Annotated in this window: 22 protein-coding genes; 12 read left to right on the top strand and 10 right to left on the bottom strand. The window is 66.8% G+C overall.

Annotated elements, in window-relative coordinates:
- Nucleotides 1-105: 105 nt before the first annotated feature.
- The 6 genes from AC4D2W_RS10245 to AC4D2W_RS10220 all read left to right on the top strand — a co-directional run bounded on the left by AC4D2W_RS10245 (nt 106) and on the right by AC4D2W_RS10220 (nt 7,641).
- Nucleotides 106-3,252, top strand: coding sequence for an efflux RND transporter permease subunit (locus AC4D2W_RS10245; protein ID WP_490926771.1), 3,147 nt, complete (start codon nt 106-108; stop codon nt 3,250-3,252).
- A gap of 161 nt (nt 3,253-3,413) precedes the next feature.
- Nucleotides 3,414-4,256, top strand: coding sequence for a hypothetical protein (locus AC4D2W_RS10240; protein WP_490926770.1), 843 nt, complete (start codon nt 3,414-3,416; stop codon nt 4,254-4,256).
- A gap of 107 nt (nt 4,257-4,363) precedes the next feature.
- The gene (locus tag AC4D2W_RS10235) at nt 4,364-5,473 is read left to right on the top strand and encodes an LLM class flavin-dependent oxidoreductase (RefSeq protein ID WP_490926769.1); all 1,110 of its coding nucleotides are present in this window, start codon (nt 4,364-4,366) and stop codon (nt 5,471-5,473) included.
- A gap of 9 nt (nt 5,474-5,482) precedes the next feature.
- A complete protein-coding gene (locus tag AC4D2W_RS10230; protein ID WP_490926768.1) occupies nt 5,483-5,950 on the top strand; it encodes a MarR family winged helix-turn-helix transcriptional regulator in 468 nt (155 codons plus the stop codon).
- A gap of 45 nt (nt 5,951-5,995) precedes the next feature.
- The gene (locus AC4D2W_RS10225) at nt 5,996-6,907 is read left to right on the top strand and encodes an oxidoreductase (RefSeq protein ID WP_490926767.1); all 912 of its coding nucleotides are present in this window, start codon (nt 5,996-5,998) and stop codon (nt 6,905-6,907) included.
- Nucleotides 6,908-6,969: 62 nt separating this feature from the next.
- Nucleotides 6,970-7,641, top strand: coding sequence for a GNAT family N-acetyltransferase (locus AC4D2W_RS10220; RefSeq protein ID WP_490926766.1), 672 nt, complete (start codon nt 6,970-6,972; stop codon nt 7,639-7,641).
- Here AC4D2W_RS10220 and AC4D2W_RS10215 read toward each other — a convergent pair.
- The 7 genes from AC4D2W_RS10215 to AC4D2W_RS10185 all read right to left on the bottom strand — a co-directional run bounded on the left by AC4D2W_RS10215 (nt 7,538) and on the right by AC4D2W_RS10185 (nt 14,694).
- Nucleotides 7,538-8,056 carry a universal stress protein gene (locus AC4D2W_RS10215; RefSeq protein WP_490926765.1) on the bottom strand — a complete coding sequence of 173 codons (519 nt, stop codon included), beginning with the start codon at nt 8,054-8,056 and terminating at the stop codon, nt 7,538-7,540. The genes AC4D2W_RS10220 and AC4D2W_RS10215 overlap by 104 nt on opposite strands.
- A gap of 84 nt (nt 8,057-8,140) precedes the next feature.
- Nucleotides 8,141-9,406, bottom strand: coding sequence for a cysteine desulfurase family protein (locus AC4D2W_RS10210; RefSeq protein WP_490926764.1), 1,266 nt, complete (start codon nt 9,404-9,406; stop codon nt 8,141-8,143).
- Nucleotides 9,403-10,293, bottom strand: coding sequence for a carboxylating nicotinate-nucleotide diphosphorylase (gene nadC, locus AC4D2W_RS10205; RefSeq protein WP_490926763.1), 891 nt, complete (start codon nt 10,291-10,293; stop codon nt 9,403-9,405). Before nadC ends, AC4D2W_RS10210 begins: the two co-directional genes overlap by 4 nt.
- Nucleotides 10,294-10,316: 23 nt before the next feature.
- On the bottom strand, nt 10,317-11,969 hold the full coding sequence (gene nadB / locus AC4D2W_RS10200; protein ID WP_490926762.1) for an L-aspartate oxidase: 1,653 nt from the start codon (nt 11,967-11,969) through the stop codon (nt 10,317-10,319).
- The gene (nadA, locus tag AC4D2W_RS10195; protein ID WP_490926761.1) at nt 11,966-13,282 is read right to left on the bottom strand and encodes a quinolinate synthase NadA; all 1,317 of its coding nucleotides are present in this window, start codon (nt 13,280-13,282) and stop codon (nt 11,966-11,968) included. The genes nadB and nadA overlap by 4 nt, the downstream gene beginning before the upstream one ends.
- A 3-nt stretch (nt 13,283-13,285) precedes the next feature.
- Nucleotides 13,286-14,077, bottom strand: a complete 792-nt coding sequence (locus tag AC4D2W_RS10190; protein ID WP_490926760.1) for an NUDIX hydrolase — start codon at nt 14,075-14,077, stop codon at nt 13,286-13,288.
- 116 nt (nt 14,078-14,193) lie between these two features.
- Complete coding sequence (locus AC4D2W_RS10185) at nt 14,194-14,694, bottom strand: Lrp/AsnC family transcriptional regulator (protein WP_490926759.1); 501 nt, start codon at nt 14,692-14,694, stop codon at nt 14,194-14,196.
- Nucleotides 14,695-14,862: 168 nt separating this feature from the next.
- Here AC4D2W_RS10185 and AC4D2W_RS10180 point away from each other — a divergent pair, with 168 nt between their 5' ends.
- Complete coding sequence (locus AC4D2W_RS10180) at nt 14,863-16,281, top strand: amino acid permease (protein WP_490926758.1); 1,419 nt, start codon at nt 14,863-14,865, stop codon at nt 16,279-16,281.
- 207 nt (nt 16,282-16,488) lie between these two features.
- Here AC4D2W_RS10180 and AC4D2W_RS10175 read toward each other — a convergent pair whose 3' ends face one another.
- The gene (locus AC4D2W_RS10175) at nt 16,489-16,620 is read right to left on the bottom strand and encodes a hypothetical protein (RefSeq protein WP_490926756.1); all 132 of its coding nucleotides are present in this window, start codon (nt 16,618-16,620) and stop codon (nt 16,489-16,491) included.
- Between the two features lie 391 nt (nt 16,621-17,011).
- Here AC4D2W_RS10175 and AC4D2W_RS10170 point away from each other — a divergent pair, with 391 nt between their 5' ends.
- The 5 genes from AC4D2W_RS10170 to AC4D2W_RS10150 all read left to right on the top strand — a co-directional run bounded on the left by AC4D2W_RS10170 (nt 17,012) and on the right by AC4D2W_RS10150 (nt 21,451).
- Entirely contained in the window at nt 17,012-18,061 is a 1,050-nt protein-coding gene (locus AC4D2W_RS10170; RefSeq protein WP_490926755.1) for a thiamine pyrophosphate-dependent enzyme, read from the top strand.
- Between the two features lie 121 nt (nt 18,062-18,182).
- On the top strand, nt 18,183-19,148 hold the full coding sequence (locus AC4D2W_RS10165; protein ID WP_490926831.1) for an alpha-ketoacid dehydrogenase subunit beta: 966 nt from the start codon (nt 18,183-18,185) through the stop codon (nt 19,146-19,148).
- On the top strand, nt 19,141-19,470 hold the full coding sequence (locus tag AC4D2W_RS10160) for a biotin/lipoyl-containing protein (RefSeq protein WP_490926754.1): 330 nt from the start codon (nt 19,141-19,143) through the stop codon (nt 19,468-19,470). Before AC4D2W_RS10165 ends, AC4D2W_RS10160 begins: the two co-directional genes overlap by 8 nt.
- Before the next feature lie 3 nt (nt 19,471-19,473).
- Entirely contained in the window at nt 19,474-20,304 is an 831-nt protein-coding gene (locus AC4D2W_RS10155; RefSeq protein ID WP_490926753.1) for an alpha/beta fold hydrolase, read from the top strand.
- Nucleotides 20,305-20,503: 199 nt separating this feature from the next.
- Nucleotides 20,504-21,451: a serine/threonine-protein kinase gene (locus AC4D2W_RS10150; RefSeq protein WP_490926752.1), complete on the top strand. Its 948-nt coding sequence runs from the start codon at nt 20,504-20,506 to the stop codon at nt 21,449-21,451.
- A gap of 101 nt (nt 21,452-21,552) precedes the next feature.
- On the opposite strand, the gene AC4D2W_RS10145 is transcribed toward AC4D2W_RS10150, so the two are convergent.
- Together AC4D2W_RS10145 and AC4D2W_RS10140 are read right to left on the bottom strand one after the other, a co-directional pair.
- Nucleotides 21,553-21,726, bottom strand: a complete 174-nt coding sequence (locus AC4D2W_RS10145; protein WP_490926751.1) for a hypothetical protein — start codon at nt 21,724-21,726, stop codon at nt 21,553-21,555.
- Nucleotides 21,727-21,883: 157 nt separating this feature from the next.
- Nucleotides 21,884-23,290 carry an MFS transporter gene (locus AC4D2W_RS10140; protein ID WP_490926750.1) on the bottom strand — a complete coding sequence of 469 codons (1,407 nt, stop codon included), beginning with the start codon at nt 23,288-23,290 and terminating at the stop codon, nt 21,884-21,886.
- Nucleotides 23,291-23,375: the final 85 nt, after the last annotated feature.

Below are 23,375 nucleotides of genomic sequence, written 5' to 3'. Positions count from 1 at the left end.
CCCATCCGGTCGGCCCGGTCCAACGAACGTTAAGTGCCGGAACCGGCTTTGGTCCGGAGTGTTTTGCCGATTTATCTCAGTTCAGCTTCTCTTAAAGGCAGGCTCATGGACCGTTTGGCCAAGTTTTCGCTCTCCAACCGGGCGCTCATCGCCCTGATCACGGTGTTCATAGCCGTGTTCGGCGTGATTTCCATGGGCTCGCTCAAACAGGAGCTCATTCCGTCGCTGGAATTCCCCCAGATCACCGTGATCACTGCGCTGCCCGGAGCCTCCCCGGAAGTTGTGGACAAGCAGATCAGCGAGCCGCTGGAGGGGGCCCTGACCGCCGTCGAGGGATTGGAAGATTCCTCCGCCACGTCCCGCAGCTCGCTCTCCACCATCAGCCTGACCTTCGCCTACGGAACGGATCTGGACCGTGCCCGAGGACAGGTGGACCGCGCCATCTCCAACGCCCGGCAGCTGCTGCCCGACGACGCGAATCCGCAGTCCCTCGCCGGCAGCATCAGCGACTTCCCGATTGTGTACCTGGCCGTGTCCTCGGACCAGCCGCTGGCGGAACTGAACGCCGATCTGCAGCGCCTCACCGTTCCGCGGCTGCAGAAAATCGAAGGGGTCCGGACCGCGGAAGTCACCGGCGGATCCACCCGGAGCATTTCCATCCTCCCCGACCAGGCAGCCCTCGCTGCCCGGGGTGTTACGCCGTCGGCCATTTCCTCCGCATTGGAAAACAGCGGCGCCCTGGTCCCGGCCGGCACCGTCACCGAAGACACCCGCACCCTGCCCATCCAGATCGGCAGCCCGCTGGACAGCCTCGAGAAGGTCTCCGCCCTGCCCGTTGAATCCGCCGGCAGCGGCTCCGCCTCCGGGGCCGGTCCCGTGACCATCGGCGACGTGGCCTCGGTGGAAATCGTCGAAGACGAGAACACCTCCATCACCCGGACCAACGGGCAGCCCACACTGGCCGTGTCCATCACCAAGACTCCGGCCGGCGACACGGTGGGCATTTCGCACCAGGTCACGGACCTGCTGCCGTCCCTGGAATCCGAACTGGGCAACGGCGCCAAGTTCACGGTGGTCTTTGACCAGGCACCGTTCATCGAAGAATCCATTTCCAACCTGACCACCGAAGGCATCCTCGGCCTGGGGTTCGCTGTCCTGGTCATCCTGGTCTTCCTGCTCTCCGTCCGTTCCACCCTCGTCACGGCGGTGTCCATTCCGCTGTCCCTGCTGGTGACGTTCATCGGCCTGCTGGCGTTCGGCTACTCGCTGAACATCCTGACCCTGGGCGCCCTGACCATCGCGATCGGCCGGGTGGTGGATGACTCCATCGTGGTGATCGAAAACATCAAGCGGCACCTGGGCTACGGCACCGACAAGCGGACGGCCATCCTGACGGCCGTGTGCGAAGTGGCCGGCGCCATCACCGCCTCGACGCTGACCACGGTTGCCGTCTTCGCCCCGATCGCCTTTGTGGGCGGCCTGGCCGGAGAACTTTTCCGGCCCTTCGCCATCACCACTTCCCTGGCCCTCCTGGCCTCGCTGCTGGTCTCCCTGACGATCGTGCCGGTGCTGGCGTACTGGTTCCTGAAATCCGGCAAACCGGTTGCGGACCCCGCCGCCTACCGCGCAGAGGTGGAAGCCCGCGAGTCCAAGTCGTTCCTGCAGCGCGGGTATGTGCCCGTCCTGCAGACCACCCAGCGGCATCCGGTCTACACAGTGGTGGCCGGACTCATTGTCCTGGCGGGAACTGCCGCCATGACACCGCTGCTGCAAACCAATCTCCTGGGCGACACCGGACAGAACACCTTCAGCGTCCGGCAGGAACTCCCGCCGGGCACCTCGCTGGAGACCACCTCCGCTGCGGCCCAAGACGTGGAGGACGTGCTGCGCGGAACCGAGGGCGTCAAGGACGTCCAGGTCACCATGGGCACCTCCGCCTCCGGTTTCGCCGCCTTCGCTTCCGGCGGATCCTCGGTGGCCTCCTACACCGTCATCACCGAGCCGGGTGTGGACCAGGTGGCGCTGCGGGAGACCGTCAGCAGTGAACTGGATTCACTGGACGACGACGCCGGGAACCTCACCCTGGGCAGCACCGGCGGCGGTTTCGGCACGTCCAACACGGTGGATATCAGTCTGTCCGCCGGGGATCCCAGCGAGCTGCAGCCTGCCTCCGAGCAGGTGGTGGAAGCGATGTCCTCGCTGGCTTCCGCCGGGGAAGTCACCAGCAACCTGTCATCCTCCTCCCCCGTGGTCCAGGTATCCATCGACCGTGCCAAGGCAGTGGCCGCCGGACTGAACGAACAGCAGATTGCCGGCCTGGTGGCCTCCACGCTGAGTCCGCTGCCCGCCGGAACCATCCGCATCGGCACCGATGACTTCCCCGTGCTCATCGGTGAAGGAACGCAGATCACCAGCGTGGAACAGCTCAGCCAGGTTCCCGTGCCCGCAGGGTCCGGCACCGTGCCGCTGAGTTCACTGGCCACGGTTGAGGAAGTGGACACGCCCACGTCGATCTCCGCCTCCGGCGGCGAACGCACCGCCGTCGTCTCGGTATCCCCGGCGGGCGAAAACCTGGGCGCGGCCATTACCGAAGTCCAGGCCAAGCTCGCCGAACTGGATCTTCCGGCCAGCGTGACGGCCACGCTGTCCGGTGCCGCCACCCAGCAGAATGAGTCCTTTACCCAGCTGGGACTGGCACTGCTGGCGGCCATCGCCATTGTCTACGTGATCATGGTGGCCACCTTCAAGTCCCTCATCCAGCCCCTGATCCTGCTGGTGTCCGTGCCGTTTGCCGCCACCGGCGCCATCCTGCTGCTGCTGATCACCGGCGTGCCGCTGGGGCTTCCGTCCCTGGTGGGCATGCTGATGCTGGTGGGCATTGTGGTCACCAACGCCATCGTGCTGGTGGACCTGATCAACCAGTACCGGCAGCCGCGCAACGGGCAGCCCGGCATGAACGTCGCCGATGCCATTACCCGCGGAGCCCGCCAGCGCCTGCGGCCCATCCTGATGACCGCACTGGCCACTGTCTTTGCCCTGACCCCCATGGCCTTGGGCGTCACCGGCGAGGGCGGCTTCATTTCCCGGCCGCTGGCGATTGTGGTGATCGGCGGCCTGGTCTCCTCCACCGTCCTGACCCTGATCCTGGTGCCGGTCCTGTACCGGCTGGTGGAGGGTGCCCGGGAGAAGCGGGCAGGCCGGCGCCGCCACTCCGCGAATCACACAGCGGAGGTTCAGCAGGGGCAGGTTTAAAGGCCGGCCGCTTCCCTCCTCAGCTGTCCTTTACGCCAACCGCGGGCGCCTCGGCGGCGCCAGGGTAATTTCGGCAAAGTAAAACACAGCGGGGTTCCCCCGGTCCGCCGGCCGTATCAACCGCTAGGGTGGGACCACTGTCAACATCTCCCGGGGGAACCATGAGAAAAGCCGTCGCCGTCCCTGCCATCGCCCTGCTGCTCATTACCGGTTGCAGTGCCGCAACCGCTGAACCGGGCGCACCGCATAACTCCGATCCCGCGACCTCCGCATCCGACAATTCCGCTCCTGCAAATTCCGCTCCTGCCGCCGCCGCCCCGCCGTCGATCCAGGCGTCGGTAGAGGACTCCGAAGAGCAGACCTGCTCCAAGCTCCTCAAGACCAATGGTGAGGGCCCCCTTTACCAGGCCACTTACATCTACCGGATTGATGACTTTGGTGCGAGCACTTTCCTGGGAAGTGCCGAAAGCGCCCGCACCCTCAACGAAGCACTGGATGGAATAGCCCGAGACGCTCCGCAGGACATGGGCGCTGCGCTGGCGGCGCTGGCGTCCCCCATGGAGGGCGCCATGCAGACGGCGGGGGACCCGGGCTCGCCCTGGGTTGCCGACTTCGTGACCTGGCAGGGCTCCGTCGCGGAGCTCCTGACCCGCTGCGCACCCTATGAGTCCGGCACGGGCGATGCGGCAGCTTCCTCTTCGGCAGCCCCGGCCGCGGCCGCCGAAGCCAGCGCCGCCTTCCCCGGTTATCCCTTGATCGTGGATGCCGCATCCCTTGACTACCGCGTTGGTGCCTGGTTCGGGGACAGGCTTGTTGCAGGACAGGTTGTGGCGCTAGCTCCTCGGCTCTACGCGCCATATGACCCCGCTGCCCCGGATCTGTTGTCCTACTACGCTGCGGACCGTGCGGTGGGAGACGGCGTCATGAAACACATCGTCTTTCCCGGCTCCGGAAACGCGGCCACGTTCTCGGGACTGCGGCCAGGGAGCCAGGAACCCCAATAGGCCCCACGGCAGTCCTGCGGGAATGAATCGCCGGCAGGCACCGTTGTTCCGCTATGTAGATGCAAATGCATATACTTGTAGCTGGACCAGCCACATCGGAGGACACCATGCAGATCGGCGTATTCAGCGTCAGCGACATCACCCGCGATCCTGTCACCGGACGGATTCCCACGGAGGGCGAACGGATCAAGGCTGCCGTCGCCATCGCCAAGAAGGTCGAAGAAATCGGCATGGACGTGTATGCCACCGGCGAGCACCACAATCCGCCGTTCTACGCGTCCTCCCCCACCACCCTGCTGGGCTACATTGCCGCACAGACCGAACGGATCATCCTCTCCACGGCCACCACGCTGATCACCACCAATGACCCGGTGAAGATTGCCGAGGACTTCGCCACCCTCCAGCATCTCTCCGACGGCCGCGTGGACCTGGTGCTGGGCCGCGGCAACACCGCCCCCGTTTACCCGTGGTTCGGCAAGAACATGCAGGACTCGGTGGAGCTGACGGTGGAGAACTACAACCTGCTGCGCCAGCTCTGGGACAAGGAGACAGTGAACTGGGAGGGGAAGTTCCGCACTCCGCTGAGGAACTTCACCGCCACCCCGCGCCCGCTCGACGGCGTTGCCCCCTTCGTGTGGCACGGCTCCATCCGCACTCCGCAGGTGGCCGAGATCGCCGCCTACTTTGGTGACGGCTTCTTTGCCAACAACATTTTCTGGCCGAAGGAGCACTACATGCAGCTCATCAGCCTCTACCGCGAGCGCTATGAGCACTACGGCCACGGCCGGGCCGACCAGGCCATCGTGGGCCTCGGCGGGCAGTTCTTCATGCGTAAAAACTCCCAGGATGCCGTCAACGAGTTCCGGCCGTACTTCGACAACGCTCCCGTTTACGGGCACGGCCCCTCTATGGAGGACTTCACCGCGCAAACCCCGCTCACGGTCGGCAGCCCGCAGGAAGTGATCGAGAAGACCCTTTCCTTCCAGGAGTACTTCGGTGATTACCAGCGCCAGCTGTTCCTGATCGACCATGCGGGGCTTCCGCTGAAGACGGTCCTGGAGCAGCTGGATCTGTTCGGCGAATATGTGCTGCCGGAACTGCGGCGCGAATTCGATGCCCGCCGGCCGGCCGACGTTCCCGAGGGCCCCACACATGCCGCCCGGGTGGCCGCGGCCCGGATTTCGTCACGTTCAACTGCTGCTCCTTCTCTTCAGTAGGCTAGAGGCATGTCCTTGGATACCAGCAGCGCACCCGTTCGACAGGCAGCAGAGACCTGGGAGTCCCTGTTCCGGACCCAGGTGGGAGTGATGCGCCGGCTTCAGAAGGATCCGGCGTTCAAGGAACTGTCCATGCGGGAATACGACGTCCTGTTCAATCTCACCCGCTGCCCCACCGGCTGGATCCGCCTGAATGAGCTCAATGTGCACCTGCTCATCAGCCAGCCAAGCCTCAGCCGGATGGTGGAGCGGATGGAGTCCAAGGGATTGGTCCAGCGCCGGCCCGCAGAGAACGACCAGCGGGGCGTCGAAGTGTCCCTGACCGAGGAGGGGCGTGCGCTGCAGCGGAAGCTGGGCAGCGCCCACGTCCGCGGCATCTATGAGCTGCTCACTCCCGCCCTCAGCGAAACCGAGATGCAGGAACTGAAGTCGCTGACGGACAAGCTGCTCGCCAGCCTGCCCGCGAACGACGGCTAAGTCCCGCCGGGACAGCCCTGAAACCGGAACGACGGCGGGAGCCACGTGGAGAATTTCAGCGCTGAGAGCATCCCGGACCTGTCCGGGACCAACGCCGTCGTTACCGGCGCCAACAGCGGCCTGGGCCTGGAAACCGCCCTGGTCCTCGCGGCGAAGGGGGCCCGCGTGGATCTGGCTTGCCGGGACCTCACGCGCGGGGCGGCTGCACAGGACCGGATCCGCTCCCAAACCGGAAACGACGACGTGCGGCTGCGCCGGCTCGATCTCGGTTCACTGGAATCCGTGCACCGGTTCGCTGCCGAGCAGGACGTCCCGGTGGACCTGCTGATCAACAACGCCGGGGTGATGGCCACTCCGCACCGGACCACCTCTGACGGCTTTGAGCTTCAGTTCGGGGTGAACCATCTGGGACATTTTGCCCTGACCGGCCTGCTGCTGCCGGCGCTGCGGCAGGCTCCGGCTGCACGCGTGGTCACCGTTTCCAGCCTGGCCCACCGCGGCGGGCGGATTGACTTTGAGGACCTGGCCGCGCAGCGCCGCTACCGCCCGTGGAGCCGGTATAACCAGAGCAAGCTGGCCAATCTGCTGTTTACGTTTGAATTCCAGCGACGGCTCGAGGCGCACGGTGAGAAGCTGCTGGCAGCGGCAGCCCATCCGGGCTTCGCCAACACCAACCTCACCTCGGGTATGAACCATCCGGCAACACTGGACATCCTGGGTTCCTTCTTCCGTCTGCTGGGCCAAAGCGGAACGTCAGGGGCGCTGCCCACACTGTATGCGGCCACCGCGCCCGGGGTCCGGGGCGGGGAGTTTTACGGTCCCGGCGGGCCCGGGCAGCTCCGCGGGCGGCCGGTCCGGGTGACCCCGGCTCCGCAGGCGTCGGACCCCGACACGGCCCGCAGGCTCTGGGAAGTCAGCACCGAACTCACCGGTGTTCGGTTCGCCGGGTTGGAGTAGCGCAGTCGAGGTAGCCTTGCTGCCACACCCCCGCATCCGCCGTTTCCGTTTCAGGAGGATAAATGACCAGCTCCACGGTCCTGGTGAGGCATCCGGTGGAAAGCGATGCTCCCCGGCTTGCCGACATCCATATTTCGGCGTGGCGGGCTGCCTACCGGAATGTCATGTCCGACGAATACCTGGACGGCCTAAACCTCGAGACTTCCGCGAGGGGCTGGCGGCGGAACATTCTGGAGCCCAGGCCCGGAATCTTCCATTTGGTCGCGGAGACGGACAGCGGAGTCGCCGGGTTCTGCATATTCGGACCCGCGGAAGGTACAGCCGGTCCGGAACCGGAGGGCGGCACAGCAGCTCCAACCGGACAGCTTTACGCAATCAATGTGTATCCGGATGCCTGGGCCCGGGGTGTCGGTTCAGCCCTGTTCGCCGCTGCGGAGGAAAAACTCACGTCGCTGGGATATCACCGGGCATTCCTGTGGGTTGAAGCAACCAACAAACGGGCCATTGATTTTTACACCAACCGGGGATGGCTGGACGACGGCGGAACCCTGCAGGACACCCGGTTTGATCCGCCCGTGTCAGAGCGCCGCCACAGCCGGGACCTGCTTTCGGAAGTCGCGAGCGTGTCGTTCAATCACCTGGACTTTGCCACGGCAGCAACCCGTCGTCGAGGACCGGGTGCAACGGAACAGCCACCACCGGACGGTGCTGATGGTGGGCAAGCTGAACCATGATGGAGGTGGTGAAAAACTCTTCAATTGAACCCCGGAAACCTGATTCGCGTGTGCCGACAACGATCATAGCCGCGTCCAGTTGGTCGGCCAGCCGGGCAAGCTCCTGCACCGGACCACCGGCCAGTGCACGGACGGACCACGTTACGGGGTGCGAATCCAATGCTCCCGCAATCTCTGCCCGAAGTCCGGGATCGAACTCCTGGGTCTCTTCGAAAGGCAGGTCGGGATTGATGGGCTCGGACACCACCGTTCCGTCGGCTCGTTGCTTGACTTCCTCGCTGGAGGCGTCGACAGTGGCGCAGACCAAGTCCGCCCCGAGCCTGTCGGCTAAGCCTCCCGCTACGTCGACCACCGCGGCAGCCGTACCGGGCACGACACCCACCAGGACCTGCGGCTTGGAATTGGGGCTCGTCATGATGTTGACTCCTTCTCTGGGACCGTCCATGAGTCTCATGTTGTACAGCTAAGGTGTCACAGCACTTCGAGCATGTGTACCGGATTAGAGCACCATCTGCCTCATGAGGCACGGATTGCTGGCGGGCGCTTGACTCGTTGGGCCTTGCCCGCTGCAAGCGGGCCCCGGCGCCAGTCCCCCCACTGCTTCGACGGCGGCGGCGACCGCCCGCGCGGCCCGGTCGACGTCGTCCTCCCGGAGCGCAGCTGTAAAGGTGAAGCGCACGGCCGTCTGCGCGGTCGCCCGGTCCAGCCCCATCGCTGTCAGGACAGCCGACGGTTCATCAGAGCCGGCGGCACAGGCCGAGCCGCTGGAGCACAGCACACCGGCCCGTTCCAGTTCCAGCAGCACCGCTTCGCCCGAGGTCCCCGGAAAGCAGAACGAGGCGTGGCCGGGCAGCCGTTCGCTGCGGTGCCCGGTCAGCAGGGCGCCGGGAACCCCGCGCAGCACGGCGTCAATCAGCCGGTTCCGCAGCATCTCCGCCCGCCGGGCGGCGTCGTCGCGCTCCGCGGCAGCCAGCGCCAGCGCCGCAGCCATCCCCACGGCCCCGGCCACATTCTCGGTACCGGAACGCCGGCCGCGCTCCTGCCCTCCCCCGTGCATCACCGGCTCAAGTGCCGGCGCTCCGCGCAGGTACAGCAGCCCGATCCCCTTGGGCGTGCCCAGCTTGTGTCCGGACAGGCTCAGCGCGTCCGCCCCCAGGCGAGTCGCATTCAAATCCAGCCAGCCGCCGGCCTGCACCGCGTCCGTGTGGAACGGCACGCCCGCCGTACGGCAGCGGGCGGCAATGTCCCGCACCGGCTGGACGGTGCCGACTTCGTTGTTGGCGTACATCACCGAGCAGAGCACCGTCTCCGGCGTCAGGGCCGCGGCGGCCTCCTCCGGATCCACCATGCCCGTTTCGTCCACGGACAGCAGCGTCACGCGGAAGCCGTGGCGGCGCTGCAGGTAGTCCAGGGACTCCAGCACCGCGGGATGCTCGACGGCGGTGGAGACCAGGTGCGGAGCGGCACCTGTGCCTTCCTGCGCCGGACGGTCCCGCCGGGCCAGGCGGTCCATCCCCGCCAGGGCCAGGCCCTTCACTGCGAGGTTGTCCGACTCGGTGCCGCCGGAGGTGAAAATGATTTCCCCGGGGCGGCAGCCGAGCACCCCGGCCGCTGTCTCCCGGGCTGCCGCGAGGGCACGGGCGGCCGATTCCCCGGCCGAGTGCGAGCTGGAGGGATTGCCGAACTCCGTGGTGAGGTACGGCCACATGGCCTCCAGCACTTCGCGCCGCGGCGGGGCGGTGGCGGCTGCATCCAGGTACATCACACCAGGTCCAACCCCAGGTCCAGGGCCCGGACGCTGTGGGTGAGTGCTCCCGCGGAAATCAGGTCCACCCCGGTGGCGGCAATCTCCGCAACTGTTTCCAGCCGGACATTGCCGCTGGCTTCGGTGAGCGCCCGTCCGGCGATCAGGTCCACGCCCCGGCGCAGATCCGCCGGAGAGAAGTTATCCAGCAGCACGGTGTCCGCACCGCCGGCCAGTGCTGCTTCGATCTGGTCCAGCCGGTCCACCTCCACCTCGAAGTGCACGGTGTGCGGCAGCCTCGCCTTGGCCGCCGCCAGGGCCTGCGCCAACTCCACGGTGCCGGCGGCCAGCAGCGCCAGGTGGTTGTCCTTGGCCATCACGGCATCGGAGAGACTGAACCGGTGGTTGTTCCCGCCGCCGCACCGGACGGCGTGGCGTTCCAGGATGCGCAGGCCCGGTGTCGTCTTGCGGGTATCCGTAATCCGGGCGGAGGTCCCGGCGGTCTGCGCAACAAAGGCCGCGGTCAGGGTGGCGATGCCGCTGAGCCGCTGCGCCAGGTTCAGGGCCACCCGTTCACCGGTGAGCACCGCGCGGGCGGGTCCGCTGATTTCCGCCAGGACTGTTCCGGCGTCGAAGGACTCGCCGTCCCGGAGCGGGAACTGAACTGCTGTTTCCGCAGAGGTGAGCCGGAACGCAGCCTCGATCACCTGCGCTCCGCAGAAGATGCCTGGTTCACGGGCGGTGAGGACGGCCGAGGCCCGGGCTTCCACCGGGACCAGGAGTTCGGAGGTGATGTCGCCCCACGGTGCGTCCTCGGCGAGCGCCGCGGCAACGATGCGGTCCACTGCATCCTGCGGAACAGGTGCCGGCAGATGAACGGAACGGGGAAGCGCTGTGCTGGTGGTCATGGAGGTGTTTCCCTTCGGGGAGCTCATGCGGTGAGGTGCAGGGTGTTGTCGGCGGGGCGGGTGCCGGCGGCTTCCTCGGCCGGGCGGATCTCGGCGTCGGTGCGGTAATGGGCGCCCACGGATTCGGTGCGCCGCAGTGCGGCGGCCAGGAGCAGCCGTGCGCAGGTCAGCAGGTTCGCGTCTTCCAGCACCCGTACTTCCGGTGCCGGCAGTGTCGTGGCTGCGTTCCCCGCCGCTTCCCGCTCCCAGCGGGCGACCTGGGCGGCGGCAGCGGCCAGCCCGTCGGCGCTGCGCAGCACCCCGGCCCGGGCGGACATGAGTTCCTGAAGGGCAGCACGGCTAAAGGCAGGCTCCTTCCGTCCGGACTCCGCCGGCAGGGACGATGCCCGTTCGGGGTCTGGCCGGGCGGCAGGAAAGGCAGCGGAAAGAGCCGCGCGTGAGACGGCGGAAAGTGCAAGGGTTCGACCGTCCGTTACGGCAGCGGCGCCGGCCCGGGAACCGAACACCAGTCCCTCCAGCAGGGAATTGGAGGCCAGCCGGTTTGCGCCGTGCACACCGGTGCAGGCACACTCGCCCGCAGCGTACAGTCCGGGCACCGTGGTGCGGCCCCGTAAATCGGTGGACACTCCGCCCATCCAGTAGTGGGCAGCGGGAACCACGGGCAGCAGGTCCCGCTCCCAGTCCAGCCCGTGCCGGCGGGTCAGGGCGTCCAGGCCGGGAAAGCGCCGGGCCAGGTATCCGGGTCCGCGGGCGGCTGCAACACCGGTGGCGTCCAGCCAGACGCACGGTTCCCCGCTGTCCAGCAGATAGGCGCTGACGGCCCGGGAGACGACGTCGCGCGGAGCCAGTTCAGCGTCCGGGTGGGCGGCCCGGGCTGTCCGGCCGGCCAGCAGGAAGCGATCCCCCGCGGCGTTGCGCAGCACGGCTCCCTCGCCGCGGACCGCCTCGGAAATCAGTGGGTTCCCCGGCACGTCCAGGGAGGTGGGATGGAACTGGAAGAACTCGAGGTCGCGCGTCGCCGCACCGGCTCCCGCGGCCAGTGCCACGCCGTCGCCGGTTGCCGGCTCCGGGTTGGTGGTGTGCGCGTACAGGACGCCCGCTCCCCCGGCGGCGAGGATCACGGCGTCGGCCGTCAGCGCCGTGATCTCGCCGTTCCGGAGCAGTTGCACGCCGGTGACCCGGCCGTTTTCCTGCCGCAGGCCGGCCGCGAAGGTGTGCTCGGCGACGGTAATCCGCGGTTCCGCCGCCACGGCCTGCAGCAGGGCGGCGGCAATGCCTGCTCCGGTGCTGTCGCCGTTGACGTGCAGGATCCGTCGGGCCGAATGTGCCGCTTCCCGGCCCAGCGCGAGGGCGCCGGCCGGATCGCGGTCAAAGGGCGTGCCCAGCTGCAGAAGGCGCCGGATCTGCTCGCCGGCTGCCGAGCAGAGAACCTGCACCGCCTCGGGGTCGCCTTTCCCGGCACCGGCGGCGAGTGTGTCCGCCGCGTGCGCCTGCACGGTGTCTCCGGGCGCCGCCGCGTCCGGTACGACGGCGGCAATTCCGCCCTGGGCCAGCCAGGTGTTGGACTGCTTCACCGCACCCTTGGCCAGCACGGTCACTTCCACGGCCGGGTCAGTCTGGACCGCGCTCAGCGCGGCCGTCAGTCCGGCGATGCCGGCTCCGACGACGGTGATCACGGGCGCGCCGCCAGCATCCGTTCCAGCGCGGTGCGGGCAGGAACGGCAACGGTGGCGGGAACAGTGATCCGGTTCAGGACTTCGCCCCGGACCAGGCCCTCCAGCACCCAGGCCAGGTAGCCGGGATGGATGCGGTACATGGTGGAGCAGGGGCAGATGACGGGATCCAAGCAGAAGATGGTGTGCTGCGGATACTGGGCCGCCAGCCGGTTGACCATATTGATCTCGGTGCCGACGGCAAAGATGCTGCCGTCTTCAGCGGCGTCGATGGCCTTGAGGATGTAATCGGTGGAGCCGGCCTCATCGGCGGCGTCCACGACGGGCATGGGGCATTCCGGGTGCACGATCACCCGGACGCCGGGATGCTCCGCCCGGGCCTTTTCGATTTGGGCGACGGTAAAGCGTTTGTGCACCGAGCAGAAGCCGTTCCAGAGCAGCACCTGTGATTCCCGCAGTTCCTCCGCTGTGTTTCCGCCCAGCGGCAGCCGCGGGTTCCACATGGGCATGGCCTCCAGCGGTATGCCCATCGCCTTGGCGGTGTTCCGGCCCAGGTGCTGGTCCGGGAAGAACAGCACCCGCCGGCCGCGCTCAAAGGCCCACTCCAGCACCGCTGAGGCGTTGGAGGAGGTGCAGACAATGCCGCCGTTCTCACCGCAGAAACCCTTCAGCGCGGCCGAGGAGTTCATGTAGGTGACCGGAATGACCGGGACCCGGCCGTCGTCGTCCGGCTCCGAGCCGAAGAGCGCGGTGAGCTGTTCCCAGCACGCAGCCACCGAATCGATGTCCGCCATGTCCGCCATGGAGCAGCCCGCGGCCAGGTTGGGCAGCACCACGGCCTGATTTGGCCCGGAGAGCAGGTCAGCGGTTTCGGCCATGAAGTGGACGCCGCAGAAGATGATGGCCTCGGCGCCGGGCTTGGACTTGGCTGCCTTGGCCAGCTGAAAGGAATCGCCCACAAAGTCCGCGTGCCGGATGACTTCGTCGCGCTGGTAGAAGTGGCCCAGGATGACGGCGCGGTCCCCCAGCTTTTCCTTGGCGGCTGTGATGCGCAGGTGCAGCTCGGCGTTCGACGCCTGCCGGTATTCCTGGGGAAGACTGCCCTGCCGGGGCGTGGCGGGCGGCGCGGCGTCATGCATGGAGGCGCCGGGGCCGTAGTCCGGCAGCGGGGCGCCGTCGAATTCCCACGGCGGCATCACCAGCTCCGGCGTGCAGGTTCCGGCGGAGGAGGCTTTTCCGGCGGCGGCGCCGGCGGCTGAAATCAGTGCGACGGCGGTGGCAACGCTGGGGGCGGAGGTGCCGGGGATGTTGCTCATGGTTCACTGCTCCGTTGCTGGGGTGGTGGATGTTTGGGTGCCGGCGGATGTTTCCGGGCCGGCGGATGTTTCCGGGCCGGCGACTGTTTCCGGGCCGGACAGGAGCGCTCCGGTGTAGCGGTAGAGGCGCGGCGGGCGGTGCCTGCCGCCCTGCAGATACTGGTCAGTGGGCTCGATGTCCGGTGCTGCCCGCAGCTGGCGGCGGAAGTTGGCCGGTTCCAGTTCGCGACCCAGCACTGCTTCATGGACTTCCCGCAGCTGCGCCAGGGTGAAGGTGTCCCCCAAAAAGGCGTAGGCGATGGAGCCGTATTCCATCCGGTTGCGCAGGCGCCACAGGGCGTACTCCACAATCTCGTTGTGGTCGAAGGCCAGCTGCCCCGGCGCGGCGGCCGGAAACCAGCGGACATTCTCGTCCTGCCGTGACAGCGCGGCTTCATCGGGCTGAACCAGGGCCCAGTACACGATGGACACCACCCGGGGCGACGGCGACCGGTCGGTCCCGCCGAAGGCATAGAGCTGCTCCAGATGCTTCGGCGCCAGCCCGGTGGTGGAGGCGAGGTTGCCGGCGGCGGCTTCCTGCAGCGACTCGCGGGCCCCGAGCGGGCCGCCGGGCAGTGCCCAGAGACCCCGGAACGGCTCGCGGATGCGGCGGACCAGGGGCAGCCAGAGGGCGGGGCGGCCGGTGTCCGGGTCCGGCCGCAGGGCAAAGATGACGGTGGAGATGGCCAGTGCCGGTGGCTGCCGGGCACGTTCGGAGACGTTGGCGTACCCGTGGGGTACCTGCTGGGGAACCATGAAGGCCCTTCCCTGCCGGCCGCCACGGCGGTGAAGCCCGGCGGGAAGAGTAAAAGTCAGAATGACTCTAACTCATTTTCCAGCTGTGCAAGGCGACCTGCGTCACAAGTGCAGGATTAGCCCGCAGCGGCCGGGCTTGCCGCCGGGTCCGCAGCGGAGGCGGCGTGCAGCAGCGGCAGGGTCCGGCCGTCAAAGTGCGTGTTCAGGACGATCACGGACGAGGACCTCACAATCGTGCGGGTAGCCACGATGGAGTCGATCACCCGCTGCAGGTCGGAGTTGGAGCGTGCCGCCACCCGGGCCAGGAGGTCGCTCTCACCGGAGACGGTGTGGATTTCCTGGATTTCCGGAATTTCGGCGAGGGCTCTCACCACTGCGTCGTGTCCGGTGTCCTGGCTGATGGTCAGGGAACAGTAGGCAAGGACTGCGTAACCCAGCGCCGCGGGATCTATCCGCGGCCCCCAGCCCGAAATCACCCCGGTGCGCTGCATGCGGTCCAACCGGGCCTGCACGGTGGCGCGGGCCACCTTCAGGGAGCGTGACGCTTCCAGGACGGACATCCGCGGTTCGTCGGTGAACAGCGCAATGATCTGGGCATCCAGGGCATCCGTTGACATGTTTTCCTCTCCGGCACCGCTTCTGCTGTGCAAACTGTAAGCATTGTGGCATGGATCATGAACAGCGTGGATAACGCCCAAGGCGGCATAAGATAGTTAGCTAGGTCCGGACCGGCTTGTTCCCGCCCGCCCTTCACCGGAATCCCCAACGTCAAAGGCTCCTTTTCCATGAGTACCCGAACCTCCGCGGCTGGCTCCACCGGACCGGCAGCGCCCGCCCCGGCAGGACCGCCCGCCGCACGGAAAATGCAGCCGCGCCACCTGGTGTTCATGAGCCTGGGCAGCGCCATTGGAACCGGGCTGTTTGTCGGGTCCGGCGCCGGCATCGAGGCAGCCGGACCTGCCGTCCTGCTGTCCTTCCTGATCGCGGGCACCATGGTTATCCTCGTCATGCGCATGATGGGCGAGATGGCCGCAGCAGATCCCACCAGCGGAGCCTTCTCGGTATACGCGGAGAAGGCCCTGGGCCGGCCGGTGGGAACGACCATCGGATGGCTGTGGTGGCTGCAGCTGGTCATCGTCATTGCTGCGGAAGCAACTGCGGCAGCTGCAATTGTTGCCTCCATGTGGCCCGGCTCGCAGCAGTGGCTGCTGGCGCTGGTGTTCATCAGCCTGTTCACGGCAATTAATCTGGGCGGCGTCGCCAGCTTCGGAGAGTTCGAGTACTGGTTTGCCCTGCTCAAGATCGTGGCCATCGTGGCCTTCCTCGCCGTCGGCATCGCCTTCATCGCCGGCTGGCTGCCCGGCGTCGATGCGCCCGGACTGAGCAACCTCACCGGCAACGGCGGTTTCATGCCCCATGGCTGGAGCGGGGTGGGCGCCGGCCTGCTGCTGGTGGTCTTTGCCTTTGGCGGAACCGAAATTGTTGCCGTTGCAGCTGCCGACACTGAGGATCCCGGCACCAACATCGCCAAAGCCATCACCTCGGTGGTGTGGCGCATCATCATCTTCTACATCGGATCCGTCCTGGTCATCGTCACCATCCTGCCGTGGGACAGCGAGTCGCTGAGCACCGGACCCTTTGTCGCCGCACTTGCCGCGGCCCGCGTTCCCGGTGCCGACGTCGTCATGGCGGTCGTGATTGTGGTGGCCCTGCTTTCGGCCCTGAACGCCAACCTTTACGGTGCCTCGCGTATGGTCTTCTCGCTGGCGGAGCGGGGCCGCGCTCCCAGGGCTCTGGCGCGCAAGGGCACCAGCGGCGTGCCGCGGGCCGCCGTCATCGCCTCGGTAACCTTCGGCTTCCTGACCGTGGTGCTGAACTACCTCTACCCCGAAACCGTCCTGATGATCCTGCTGAACCTGGTCGGGTCCACCTGCCTGGTGGTTTGGGGCGTATCGATTGTTTCCCAGATCATCCTGCGGCGCCGCGCCGAGGCCGCCGGAGTGAAGCTCAGCTTCAAGATGTGGGCCTTCCCCTGGCTCTCCTACTTTGCCCTGGCCCTGCTGGCCGGCATTGTGGTCCTTGGCTTCCAGGATCCCGCAGTGCGCATCCAGCTGGTGGCCACCCTCGCCCTGACGGCCGTCCTGGGGTTCGCCGCCTGGCTTCTGGACCGCAGCGCCGTGCGCTCCGGCCGCCAGCTGGGCTGACCCGGCGCCGGAATTCGAGTGCGGGCGTAAAGGCAGGTATTTCCCACGGCTTTTGAGTAACCTGCGGAGACTTTTACCGGCGCTACTTGGAAATCTCGCTAAAGGGCTTGCCCCGCTGTTGAATCGGGCAGCAGAAAGGGCCGCGGTAATCCGCGGCCCTTTCTGCTGCTGCCGACCGGCCGGCGGTTACCGGCCTACTGCTGCGGGCTAGAGGCCCTTGCGCTTCTTGGGAGCCACTTCTGCTTCGCTGGCACTCTTGGCTCGTTTTTCGGCCCGCTTATCCTTGATGGACTTGCCCGGCTTTTTCTCATTTGAACCCTGCGGGGATTTACCTGACATTTAGGCTCCTCTTGAAGAACAAATACGGATAGTCCCGACCATACGCTGTATAAAAATAAAAGCCAGTCCCCGTGCGTGCTGTTCTATTTCCCGCCCGGCATGCCCCGCCCTGCGTGCTGCGCCGGCGCCGCCGCCTGACCGAACATCTTCCAGTGTCGAGAGGACGCCGCTCTTTTCCGTCGAGAGTAGAAAAGATGACCCTTCGCGACGCTGAAAAGGTCACGTACGCGACACTTGACGAGGCAAACAACCGGAGGGCCGAAAGACACACCACGCAGACACTGCACAACTTGTACAGGCGCCCACTCGGTACCAACTCGAAAACGCACACTGTGTACAGATATCCCCGCGCGAATTGCATGCTTCGGCACTGCCGGACTAGGTTGCCACTATGGTCTCAGTCACAACACAGGTCCCGGAGCTTTCCGGAGACGAACTGCGCCGGCTGTATCGGTTGATCACAGCAGTGCGGCAGCTCGATCTCGCGGCGGTCGCCTGGCAGCGCCAGGGCATCATTCCCGGCTATGCGCCCGAACTCGGGCAGGAGGCCGCCCAGGTGGGCAGCGCCTTCGCCATGGACCGGAGCCGGGATTTCATCTTCCCCACCTACCGCGAAATGGGCACGGCCCTGACCCTCGGCGTAGACATGGTCCAGTACATGGCCACACACAAGGCCTCCTGGCACGGCGGTCTGTACGATCCGGTGGCCACCCGCCTTGCTCCCATTCAGGCGGTAGTGGGCGGTTCGGTGCTCCACGCGGTGGGCTGGGCCCACGGGCAGCGGCTGGATGCCCAGGCAGGCGGCGGCATTCCCGCCGAAGGTTTGCCCGCGGCACTCACCTACTTCGGTGACGGCGCCAGTTCCCAGGGTGACATCCACGAAGCGATGAACTTTGCAGCGGTGCTCAAGGCGCCGGTGATCTTCTTTGTCCAGAACAACGGCTGGGCCATCTCGCTGCCCACCGAGGCCCAGGTGGCCGGCGGCACCGTCGCCGCACGCGCCGCCGGGTACGGCATGAAGTCCCTGACGGTGGACGGCAATGATGCCCCCGCCGTCGTTATGGCCACCCGCGAAGCGCTGGCCCACGCCCGTGCCGGGAACGGTCCGGTGCTGATCGAAGCCATGACGTACCGGCGCGGCCCGCACTCGACCAGTGATGATCCCGGGCGCTACCGCACCCTGGAGGAAGAACGGCGCGACGCCGGCACCGACCCGGTGGAGCTGCTGGCCGGCCGGCTGCTCGCCGATGGCCACGCCGACCAGGAATTCCTGGCCGCCGCCAAGACCGATGCCATAGCCGGCGCAGACAAAATCCGCGATGGAGTGCAGGCCCTGGCACCGCGCCCCGGCGCGGAAATGTTCAAGTTTGTGTTCGCCGAATCCACTGAGCAGTTGAATGACCAGGCACTCACCTGGCGGAAGGAATCCGAACATGACTGACCAGATGACCGGCAGCTCGGACCTCGCCGCGGCGCAGGCCAACACCGAAGACACTGCAGCCCAGCAGCAGTCCGCCACCCCGTCCGTTCCTGCTGTTTCCGGAACCACCGAGACGCTGTCCATGCAGGCGGCGCTGAACCGTGCCCTGGCGGAGACCCTCGCGGACAATCCGAAGGCAGTGATGCTGGGCGAGGACGTCGGCCGCCTGGGCGGGGTCTTCCGCATTACGGACGGCCTGCAGCAGCGTTTCGGCGCGGACCGGGTCTTTGACACTCCGCTGGCCGAGTCCGGAATCCTCGGCATGTCCGTGGGCCTGGCGATGGCCGGCTTCCATCCGATTCCGGAAGTCCAGTTTGACGGCTTTGCCTACCCGGCCGTGAACCAGATTGTCACCCAGCTGGCCCGGATGAACTACCGCAGCCGCGGCACCATGCCCATGCCGGTGACCCTGCGGGTGCCCAGCTTCGGCGGCATCCGCGCTCCCGAACACCACGGCGAATCCCTTGAAGCACTGTTTGCCCACGTCCCGGGCCTGAAGGTAGTCTCCCCCTCGTCGCCGCACGAGGCGTACCACCTGCTCAAATATGCCGCCACGCGCCCGGATCCCGTGATCTTCATGGAACCGAAGTCCCGCTACTGGCAAAAGGGCGAGGTGGACACGGCCGACGGCGGCAGTCCCCTGGGCTCCAAGGTGGTGCGCAGCGGCAAGCACGTCACCCTGATCGCCTGGGGCGCCATGGTGGCGCGCTGCCTGCAGGTTGCCGAACTTGCCGCCGAGGACGGCATCGAGGTGGAGGTCCTGGACCTGCGCTGGCTCAAGCCGATCGACGCCGAGGGCCTGGCCGCATCCGTCAGCCGGACCCGGCGCGCCGTCGTCGTGCATGAAGCTCCGCTGACCTCCGGACTGGGAGCGGAAGTGGCCGCCCTGGTGACCGAGCGCTGCTTTGACACCCTGCGCGCCCCCGTTGAGCGGGTCACCGGTTTCGACGTACCGTATCCCTCAGGCGATCTTGAAGATGAATACATTCCGAACATTGACCGCATCCTGTTCGGAATCCAGCGAGTATTGGAGTACCGGCGTGGCTGAAATCCCCTTTCCCCTTCCCGACCTGGGCGAAGGCCTGATTGAAGCCACCGTGCTGGAATGGCTGGTGGCCGAGGGCGAGCAGGTGGAACGCAACCAGCCGCTGGTGGAAGTGGAGACCTCCAAGTCCGCCGTGGAGCTTCCCTCCCCGCAGGCCGGCCGCGTGGCACGCACCTACGGCCGGCCCGGCGAGAAAATCAACGTGGGCGAGCCGCTCATCGTCTTTGAAGTACCGGACAACACCGCAGGCATTGTTGGAACCGTGCCGGCCGAAGCGCCCGCCCGCCGGCGGGTCCGCCTCACCGCAGCCCTGGACGAGGACTAAGCCATGCAGCTGAATACCCATGCCGTGGAAGGCTCCGATCCGGGCCTGTTTGCCGAGGTCATCGCGCCCGACGGCGGTGCCCCCGCCTCGCGGCCGGTGCTGCTGCTGCACGGCTTTGCCTCCTCCTCGCAGCTGAACTGGCATGACACCGGCTGGGTAAGCGCCCTGACGTCCGCCGGCAAAACCGTGATTACCGTGGATCTGCCCGGCCACGGGCGCAGCGCAGCCCCTGCAGATCCGCAGGCATATCGCCCCAGCCGCATCCGCGCAGACCTGCTGCAGCTGCTGATGGATGCCGGGGTGCTCCCCCTCGCGGATGACAATCCGGCGTCGGGCGTGGACATCATCGGTTATTCGCTGGGCTCGCGCCTGGCGTGGGAATTCGGAGCCACCCAGCCGGAGATGGTGCACCGCCTGGTGCTCGGCGGCGGTCCGGGCATCACCGATCCCCTGACGGGCTTTAACCTGTCCGCGGCACGGGCAGCTCTGGCCGGCAACGGAGAGATTCACGATGAAACCACCGCCGAGATGGTACGGATGGCCCAGCTGGTTCCGGACAATGATCTGGCTGCGCTGCTGACCATGGTGGAAGCAGTGAAGGAGGAGCCGTTCATTCCGGATGAAGCTGTTCCCGGCATGCCTGCGCTGCTGGTGGCCGGAGACCGTGATTCCTTTGCCGAGGGCACAGCTGAGCTGGCCGATTTGTCCGGGAAAGCGGAAGTGCTCCTGCTGCCGGCCCGGACCCACGCCAATGCGGTAACCTCGCGGTCCTTCAAGCAGGCCGCACTGGAATTCCTGGCCTCACCGGATGCGGCCCCGGTCACCCACGGGTGAGAAGCGGCATATTAATAGTTGGTTCCCCGGCCTTGAGGCGCGAATCGCCGGGGACCCGCCGCGATAGGGTTAAACCGATAGCAGAGTACGATTCCTTTAGTCAGGCTGCTGATTAAATGTATTTCCGGTGCCACACAAGAACCCTGGGAAATCACTGCCGCTTCTTCATTTTTTCGACAGACCCTCAGGGAGGACACCCGTGGATGTACTCCTTGGGCAGCGCTACCGCACCACTGAACTCATCGGTTCCGGCGGCGCTGCGTCGGTCTACCGCGCGGTGGACCAAAACCTCGGCCGGGAGGTCGCAGTCAAGCGCTTCCGTCCCGAAAGCAGCGACACAGACGCAAACCGCCGGCAGCAGCAGGAAACCCTTCTGCTCGCCACGCTGAACCATCCCGGACTGGTGACGCTGCTGGATGCCGGAACCTTCGAGGAGGAAGACGGCCGCACCTCCACCTATCTGGTCATGGAGCTCGTGGACGGGCCGGACCTGCGGGGAACCCTGAAGTCCGGGCCGCTGACACCGGCGGGCACCGGCTCGCTGGGGGCCGATCTGGCCGACGCCCTGAATTACGTGCATTCCAACGGCGTGATCCACCGCGATGTAAAACCGGCAAATATCCTGCTCTATCCACAGGCGGAAAATGACACGCGGCTCTACCCCAAGCTGACTGACTTCGGCATCGCCCGGATGACCGACGCAACCCTGGCCACCGCCCACGGCGCCACCATCGGAACCGCGAATTACCTCAGTCCCGAGCAGGTACAGGGCGGCACCGTTGATCGGCGCACGGACATTTACTCCCTGGGCCTGGTGCTGCTCGAATGCCTCACGGGCGTGAAGGCTTTTCCGGGACCCATTGTTGAGTCCGCCGTGGCCCGCCTGCTCCGGGATCCCGAGGTCCCCGCCGAGCTGGGGTCGGACTGGGTGGAGCTGCTGCGCTCCATGACCGCCCGGACCGTTGACGCCCGGCCGGACGCACATGAGGCTGCCGAAGCCCTTCGTGCCCTTGCCGTGGAGCCGGAGGTTCTGCAGCATCTGGGGTTCCCGACGGATTCCGGTTCCGATGACGCCGTTACCGGCGGAATCACCACCGGCAACATCTACATTCCGCTGCCTCCGGCGCACGCCCCCAGCCTCGGCTGAACCAGCGCAAACAAAAGCCCGGGCCGGAAGAAACTCTCCGGTCCGGGCTTTTGTGCACCGGCTGATTTGCTGCCGGTTCCGCTTCTATTGGTTACAAAGCGTTACTTGGATCCGCCCTCGGCAGACTCCTGGTCTTCCTCGGGTTCAAAGTTCGACGCTTCACCGGTGGACGCGGCGGCCACGCCGTCTTCAGTGTCGGGGATGGTCCCTTCGGGTCCGGTGGTCTTCTCGCCGTCTTTCGAGGAACTCTCGTTGGCGTTCTTTTCGCTGCCCATGGTGGGTCTCCTCATCCGCTGCGGCTCTCGCCGATTGTTCCGGCGCTTACCTTCGATACTAAGCCACCTGTTGACCGCACCGACAGCTGAAGCGGATTTGCCGCCGCTGCCGGGGGCTTGTTCCGTGCCCCGGACAGCCCCGGACGCCCCCGAGAGCTCAGGCACGCCGCCGGCGGGCAGCAACGGCCCACCTGGTGCACAGGCTCAGGATCAGCAGCGCAGCAGCCGCTCCCACGGTGACCAGGAACGCTGCCTGATGCCCGTGACTGTCCGCCAGCCGCCCGGCCAGGGCCGCACCGAGGGCGGTTCCGGTGACGACGCCGCTGGCGAGCATGGTCATGACGGTTCCCATCAGGTGTCCGGGGGCAACCACGGCACCGATGCCGAAGATGCTCACCATGGTGGGACCCACCGGAATGCCCAGGATAAAGAGTGCCACCAGCATGGTGGGAATGTTTGTGGGCAGCAGCAGGAGCACCGAGAAGGCCGTCATGGCAGCCGCGGCGGCCATCCACCGTGCCGCCGGACCGAACCGCTCCGGCCAGAAAGCCACGGACAGTGCAGCGGCCGCGGAGCTGATGCCCATGACCGCGTACAGCAGACCGGCGGCAGAGGAAATGCCAAAGACACCGCCGAAGGCAGTGAGGCTGGTCTGGGTTCCCCCGAAGAACGTTCCCATGGCCACCATGCCCAGCACGGGAAGGGCGATCAGCAGCCAGTCGGCGCGCGGCTCTGCGGTTGCGGCCGGTTCCGGCTGGCCGGAGGCCGCTGCAGCGCTCCGGGCGGCCTTGGCAGCGCGGGCCGGGATGACCGTTCGCACCGTGGGGTGCACGGCAAAGGCGGCGACCATGGTCAGAGTCAGGACGGCGGCGAGCGTCAGGGGCAGCCAGGGTGCGACGGCGGCAGCCAGCAGGCCGACGAGGGCCGGGCCGAGAACGAAGCTCAGTTCGTCAGCCGTTCCTTCGTAGGACATGGCGGTATCCAGATCCCGGGCACCTTCGGTGCCGGCGGTACCGGTGGAGGTGCCGGCCGGACGCCGCGACGTCATGGACATCCAGCGCACGCGGGCCAGCGGACCGACCTGCGGGCAGGTGGCCCCCATGAGGAACGCTGCAGCCAGGATTCCGGCCGCGCTGGAACCGTCGGAGGCGGCGGATAGAAGGTGGGCCATGTAGAGCACCAGTGCCGTGGCCAGCGGGTTGACGATGGCAGCGGCCAGCAGAATCGGACGCTGTCCCACGCGGTCTGCCGCGAAGCCGAGGATCGGAGCGCCGATGGCCGAACCGATGCCGACGGCGCCGGCTGCCAGTCCGCCGGTGGCGTAGGAGCCGGTGACGCTGGTGACCAGGGTCAGGGCGCCCACCGTCAGCATGGCCAGGGGAAGCCGGGCGAGGAAGGCGACCGGAACGAAACCGCGGCCGGCGAGCGCAAAGATCCGTGCGTAACGGCCGGCGGTGCCTGCGGCAGCCTGGTCCGGCTCCTGCGGATGCGCCTGCTGCTGCCGGGGATCCTGCGGCTGCAGGGGGTGGGAAGAGGCTGAAATTGGGGTTTGTTGATTGCTCATGCGATATCCAGATACGTTGCATCGCGCATCGTCCCCCCTCCCGATGCGCCCAACCCGGCTACCCAGCAACCTTACCCTTTATCCG

Source organism: Arthrobacter sp. TJ-58 (genome assembly GCF_058269295.1).
Note: the sequence above shows the minus strand (reverse complement) of the source record. Positions and strands in the feature narration are given on the sequence as shown.